The organism is Chitinivorax tropicus, assembly GCF_014202905.1.
Classification (GTDB): Bacteria; Pseudomonadota; Gammaproteobacteria; order Burkholderiales; family SCOH01; genus Chitinivorax; species Chitinivorax tropicus.
On the sequence record NZ_JACHHY010000047.1, the window covers coordinates 1 to 5,805 of the forward strand.

6 protein-coding genes and 1 pseudogene are annotated in these 5,805 nt (G+C 49.6%); 1 reads left to right on the forward strand and 6 read right to left on the reverse strand.

Going from position 1 to position 5,805, the window contains the following annotated elements:
• Positions 1 to 187 precede the first annotated feature (187 nt).
• The 4 genes from HNQ59_RS18895 to HNQ59_RS18910 are packed head-to-tail and all read right to left on the reverse strand — an operon-like array spanning position 188 to position 3,571.
• Positions 188 to 640: a DUF7919 family protein gene (locus tag HNQ59_RS18895; RefSeq protein ID WP_184041950.1), complete on the reverse strand. Its 453-nt coding sequence runs from the start codon at positions 638 to 640 to the stop codon at positions 188 to 190.
• 4 nt (positions 641 to 644) lie between these two features.
• The gene (locus HNQ59_RS18900; RefSeq protein ID WP_184041951.1) at positions 645 to 2,375 is read right to left on the reverse strand and encodes a putative adhesin; all 1,731 of its coding nucleotides are present in this window, start codon (positions 2,373 to 2,375) and stop codon (positions 645 to 647) included.
• Between the two features lie 15 nt (positions 2,376 to 2,390).
• Complete coding sequence (locus tag HNQ59_RS18905) at positions 2,391 to 2,771, reverse strand: hypothetical protein (RefSeq protein ID WP_184041952.1); 381 nt, start codon at positions 2,769 to 2,771, stop codon at positions 2,391 to 2,393.
• Positions 2,771 to 3,571: a nucleotidyltransferase domain-containing protein gene (locus tag HNQ59_RS18910; protein WP_343074325.1), complete on the reverse strand. Its 801-nt coding sequence runs from the start codon at positions 3,569 to 3,571 to the stop codon at positions 2,771 to 2,773. Before HNQ59_RS18910 ends, HNQ59_RS18905 begins: the two co-directional genes overlap by 1 nt.
• 157 nt (positions 3,572 to 3,728) lie before the next feature.
• On the opposite strand from HNQ59_RS18910, the pseudogene HNQ59_RS19880 reads away from it, so the two are divergent.
• Positions 3,729 to 3,860, forward strand: a pseudogene (locus HNQ59_RS19880) (helix-turn-helix domain-containing protein); the annotation flags it as partial.
• 407 nt (positions 3,861 to 4,267) lie between these two features.
• Here HNQ59_RS19880 and HNQ59_RS18915 read toward each other — a convergent pair.
• Together HNQ59_RS18915 and HNQ59_RS18920 are read right to left on the reverse strand one after the other, a co-directional pair.
• Entirely contained in the window at positions 4,268 to 4,876 is a 609-nt protein-coding gene (locus HNQ59_RS18915) for a DUF7919 family protein (protein WP_184041954.1), read from the reverse strand.
• A 2-nt stretch (positions 4,877 to 4,878) separates the two neighbouring features.
• Positions 4,879 to 5,745, reverse strand: coding sequence for a putative adhesin (locus HNQ59_RS18920; RefSeq protein ID WP_184041955.1), 867 nt, complete (start codon positions 5,743 to 5,745; stop codon positions 4,879 to 4,881).
• Positions 5,746 to 5,805: the final 60 nt, after the last annotated feature.

Genomic DNA, 5,805 nt, shown 5'->3' on the forward strand with positions numbered 1-5,805 from the left:
AGTTGTGCAGTACTCAGCGTCAGCTCGCCTTGGCTGACCACCCTCCCCTGGTTCCGCAGCCAGTCGTGGAACGTCAAGGACAGCTTGCCTGCGCCAATGTAAAGGCAGCTGAGCAAGCCATATAATCATCTAACACCAAACAACTAAATATATATCAATAAAAAATTATTCACAGAAACACGTATTATTATAAATTAAAATTTAAACACAATTTATCGTAAACACTCTGGCCAGAGTAATTTGATCTCAAATCCATACTAATAACAGCATCAACAAACCCAACAGGCGGCGCATAACCATGATGTCGAACATAATGCAACACCATAGAAGGCGAAGCATACCAACCCTTATCAAATGGAATCCATACCTCCGATGCTCCCAATAATATTTCCATATCTTTAATTTTTTCAAAAACAACATCTAAACCACATATCTCACAAGGGTGCACTCCCCTTATCTTATTAACATGAACCTGACAACAATCAGATCCATTAATCAAAATGGCTAATTTTTCAATAAAACAATCAGAAACACCACCTAAATTGTATTCATGATCCAAATCCAACCATCCAATATTAAAAACATTATCAAAAGGAACACTTCTAAAATAAGAATAATTAGTCAAATCAGCAAAATACATAAACTCACCTTGATTTAAATTCCGTACAAGCAGCCCATTGCACACAACCAATATTCTTTTGAAGCAATTGTATCAATGGAGTCTTAAACTCAACAGAAATGGAATTCTGATAAATATTAAGCGCAGGCAGCGTTGGCGCAGTCAGCGTATAATTTGGTATCTGAGATCCTGGTAAATAAGTTGCCATACCATTAATATCACTCGCAATACGCTCATCACTCCTTGCTAATTTCGAAAGCCCCTCCCAATCCCCTCGCTCCATGTACTGACCAGTTCGCTCAGTTATGCGAATCCCGTCACGAGGAGGTGTAATGGCAGTACCTTGTGGCACTATGATCTTGCCATCATATGGAGTTGAATAGCCATGCCCCACAAAGGCTGTGCCAGTTCCACCTGGTATAACTTTTGCTGCAAACTGATGACCCTCACTACTGCCCAAGAAGGATCTTTCAATCCCTCCATTCGTCCCAACCCTCGGCCCCTTGCCAGCCGCCAGTATCACATCCCGCTCCGCCGCTGTCAGGCCCAGGCCCGCCACCGGTTGCTTCACCGTCACCGGCACCGTTTCATACGGGGCCGGACTCTTCACCACGACTGGTTCGCCACCTGCGTTTCTAGTATAGAGGCTGCTTTCCGCCACGGTGTGGCTCGGCAGCGATCGGCCCGCCGTGGGTTGTGGTTCGTTGATCGGGCCTGGGCCACTTACAACCGGCTCACTCCCTGCCCGTACCTCTTTAGTTCTGGTGCCTGCCGCCAAAGCCCCACCTGCCAAACCACTCAGTACTCCGGTTGCAGCCTGGAGGGTGTGGAGATGTTCGTCGCGGTTCCATTCCGCTATCGGCACGCTGGCATTGAATGATCGCCAATTCTGCTCCAAAGCCCCTTTAGCGCGGTTCAAGGCTGCGTTGATGCTCACGCCTTGTGCCACATAGTCAGACTGGCTGATCAGGTCTTTTTCCCGGTCGTGTTGCAGTTGGGCCAGGCCTTTTTCCAACTGTGCGATGTCTTGACCGATTACATCGCGTTCCTTGCGGCATTCGCTGGCGGTCTTGCAGACTTCCGCTTGTTGTTGTTGTGCCCTATCCAGTTGCCGATATTCAGTATCGATGCGCTTGCGACAGGCTTGGTCACCTGCAGCGCATTCCTGTTTCTTACGTGCTTCACGTTGTTCAATCTGCTGGTGCTTGAGGTAGTTGTTCTCCACCGCGTTCTGGCTGGCCAGGGCGCTGGCCATGCCGTTGAGGCCACTCTGGCTGGCCACTGCCGCACTCAGCAGCTGGGTCGCCGCGCTGAACAGGCCTGCGTGCTTGATCTGGCCATTGGCGTCTTTCTCAAAGGCTTGGTCCAGTACCTGGGGTAGCGCTTCGCCCAGTGCACCACCGACTGCGCCAGCCTGCCAACCGCTGCCGGTCAGGAGGGTCAGGGTGGCACCCAGTCCGGCGTGCGCCAGGTATTTCAGGGGGTCGTCTTTGGCGAAGTGGTCGCCTATCCAGTTCGAGGCTTTCGCCAGGTAGGGACGTGCTTCTTCTTGGGCCACCCGCTGGAATTCCAGTTGGTTGTCCACTTGGTGTTTGTCAAAGATCTTGTCCAGTCGGCCTGCGGTGTCATGGGTGTCACGCTTGAGTTGGCTCAGGTCTTGTTGTTGCCGGTTCGGGTCGCGCAGCTCCAGCTGGCCGGCGCTGATCGCGGACTGGGTGGTGCTGCTGCGGCTGTCACTGGTGAAGCCCAGTGTCATGCCACCGCTACCCAATTAATCCGGAAACTTACAATCATCCGTCCAATTCCAACCAGTTCTCTCAACGATATAATCTTCAAAATTACAAGATGCAACTACGTACTCAAATTTGCGCCTAAGGGAAATAATAAAATTAGCCAATCCATACTTAAAATCATAGGAATCGAATTCAGATTCAAAATCATCTCCAATTTCTATATAGTACCTTGCCTCAGTAGGATCTTCTTTCATTCCTACAGCTAAATTTCCATTATTATTTTCATTATCATAAGCAGCAAAATCCAAACTCACAAAACACTTCAACCCTTCAAAGCAATTTTCAATATTTTCCTCCATAAATAATTTCAAATCATGCATAGAATAAACCGTATCAACATACACTTTACAATAACTCATTAATTTCCTCCAAATTCAAAATCATAGGAAAGTTTTGTTTGTGGCCCATTATCAAAAACCCCACCACTTCTTATGATAGATATTTGAATCTTATCTTTTGGCATATCCAAATCACTCGCAATTTCATTCCTCAACCCTCTCAAACCAGATTCACCAGTCTGAATACGACCATCACGTATAGAAACATCTCTTGTTTTTGCTTTTGCATTTTGAGAATTTTTAAAGAATGTTGATATTAATTCGTCAAATTTTTCAGGTGAAACTCTAATTCCTATATCCAAATCAGAGCCAGCCTTAGCAGTCCCACCTGCTCTTGATCCCATTACAAAAATATCATCTCCAAGTCCTTTTTCTGACGCCACCCCACGAATTCTTGCAGACACCTTATCAAATAGTGATGGAATTATACCTTGTGGTATCACCAAACCAGGTCTGGGCGAGCCGAATTTTACAACACTGTCCTTCTCGCCAACTGCGACACTATTAGCCAGACTAGATGCGTTAATTTGCTCCGACTTCCCTTCCAGGCCGCCACCTACCACCACCTTCGGCGGCGGCGTCCCAGCCCCAGCGACTTTGTCCTTGACCTGGCCAATCGCCTGGCCCAATGCCTTGGTGACTTCCACACCCAGGTCTTTGGCGCCCGGCCCCAGTTCCGACCCCAGCATCACCAGTACCGAAGCCCGCTCTTGTATGCTCAGGGGTTTACCTGCTGCCTGGTCCAGCCATTGGGTTCGCGCTTCCCAGCCCGTCAGGTTCTGCTTCTCCTGTTCGCTCAGCCAGCCGTTCTGGATCAGCATCGCTTCCGCCAGGTCTTTATCCAGACTGAAGCGGTTCCCCCAGCTATTGAAGGGGTTCTCCGATTTCTTGGCAATCTGTTCCGGGTTGCCCTGGATCAGTCCGGTCAGGTCGTAATCCCGCCCCAGTTTGCCATCTACTTCGCTGATCAGTTGTGAGTTGCGCTTGCAGTTCAAGGCAGTCAGCCATCCGCTGCCCGAAGAGCAACGCGTCGTGCGCGAGGTGCTGGAGAGCCTGATCATCAAGTACCAGGTGCGGCGCTGGGACTCGCAGCGAACGACGGCGCAGTAAACCCGAGCGGCTAAAACAGAAGCCCCCTCAACCCCACGCACGGCCTGGGGTTGAGGGAGCTTTTTTGCTTCTATCTACCTAATCAGCCAAGCATTTCAACCCGCAGGCAGTACACCTATCGGAATACGCTGCAAAGCCTTGTGCCGCCAGGCTTGGCGGGCGGTTTTACAAGGTAGCGTTATAACGCTGGAAGCCGGCAGTGGCGCGGGCCTCCCGCATAACCCGGCCAAAGCTTTGATACAGCGAGGTTTTTGGCTGGTGGCAGGATTTTACGAACAGGCCGTTCTACGAACGTTCGTAGAACGGATATAGAACGCACCTAGAACAGAGATAGAACAGGGTAGAACGACGCGGGCGGTAAAAAGCCGCCTCCGAATCAACGGGACAGCTTTTTTACGATAAGACCTCTATTTGATGCTCTTATTGATTACACCCTGTTGTCTGTCAATATCATGCAACTGATCAACAGGCATCTGAAGACACTCCAAATCATCTTGCTCCTTTTCAATATTATAAGGGGCGTGCATATTGAACTGATCTACGGCTTTCAAGAAGTCCGCAGGTGGGCAATATTGATGATCCACAACATAGTGATAAAGCATAGTCGGAAAAGAATAGAATAGATCGCCTCCTGAATCCGGGATACACATCTCACTTCGGCCTAGCAACATTTGCTGCGTGCCTTGATACACATCAAGTCCACCCGGATTAATAGTAATTTCTCCTACTTCGCCGCCACATAAAGAACATTTATAAGGTGCACCGCGCATGTGCATTAGATGAATAATTACCGCCTTGTTCTTTTCAAAGATGCCATGCTTTTTATCCTCGCTGTTCTTCATATCGAGAAAAGTAAGCTCCTTCAACTTCTGAATAATCTTCTGAGGAATATCCCCTTTCGTATAAGGATAGTTCCTATCAAGCCACCCCACATTAAGAACCTTGGGATAGACATTGACAAACCCCGCAGTATCAGAACCATCATCCCGGTAAAATGTCAAATCTTCGTAATGCATGTTTACCACCTAAATTCAGTGCATGTTGCCAATCCACAAACCCCTGCGTTTGGTCTTAACAAATCACGCAGAGGGGTAGATAACTCTACCGTGGTTGAGTTCTGAAAGATCTTCAGGCCATCAGGGGTTTTGACAGTAAAGTTTGGTACGGAATTTCCAGGCTTAACCACTTGTAAATCCTGCAAATCAGCAATCACCCGATTTCTGATACGACTGTTAGTGATATCCATATCATCCAAATGCTCTCTTATAAGGCGGTTTCTCGCTTTCGGACCTGCAGCAGCCAATCTTTCCAGATCAATTGTTTCTAGAACTCTACCAGTGGTGTCAGATATCTTGATGCCTGTTTTGGGTAGCACCAGTGTCGTTCCATCTGGAACGACGGCATAACCAGAGCCGCGACGCAACTCACCATGCCCTGCAATGGCTTGACCACTACCACCGGGCAATATCTCAGTTGCGTAATAAGTGCCTGCATTAGGACCTAATACACCTCTGGTCGTTTCCGTGTTTGGAACCCCAACCCTCGGCCCTTTCCCAGCCGCCAGTATCGCATCCCGCTCCGCCGCTGTCAGGCCCAGGCCCGCCACCGGTTGCTTCACCGTCACCGGCACCGTTTCATACGGGGCCGGGCTCTTCACCACAACCGGCTCGCTACCTGCGTTTCTAGTATAGAGGCTGCTTTCCGCCACGGTGTGGCTCGGCAGCGGTCGGCCCGCCGTGGGTTGCGGTTCGCTGACCGGAGCAGGGCCACTTGCCAAGGGCTTGCCCTTCAGTCCACCCAGCTTCCCGGCAAGCGCCGGTGCGATCATGCCTGCCCCTTGCAGGATCAGTCCTCGCGTCGCTTGTGCATCCAAGGCTTTTTCCACCAGCTGGCTGCAGGCAGTGGCACTGAGCCCCTGGCAGTTGCTTTGCCGGAATTGCTGGAC

What these genes read in the sequence shown, in the direction of transcription:
- HNQ59_RS18895 (WP_184041950.1), bottom strand. Translation starts at nt 640, where the DNA reads ATGTATTTTGCTGATTTGACTAATTATTCTTATTTTAGAAGTGTTCCT.
- HNQ59_RS18900 (WP_184041951.1), bottom strand. Translation starts at nt 2,375, where the DNA reads ATGACACTGGGCTTCACCAGTGACAGCCGCAGCAGCACCACCCAGTCC.
- HNQ59_RS18905 (WP_184041952.1), bottom strand. Translation starts at nt 2,771, where the DNA reads ATGAGTTATTGTAAAGTGTATGTTGATACGGTTTATTCTATGCATGAT.
- HNQ59_RS18910 (WP_343074325.1), bottom strand. Translation starts at nt 3,571, where the DNA reads ATGCTGATCCAGAACGGCTGGCTGAGCGAACAGGAGAAGCAGAACCTG.
- HNQ59_RS18915 (WP_184041954.1), bottom strand. Translation starts at nt 4,876, where the DNA reads ATGCATTACGAAGATTTGACATTTTACCGGGATGATGGTTCTGATACT.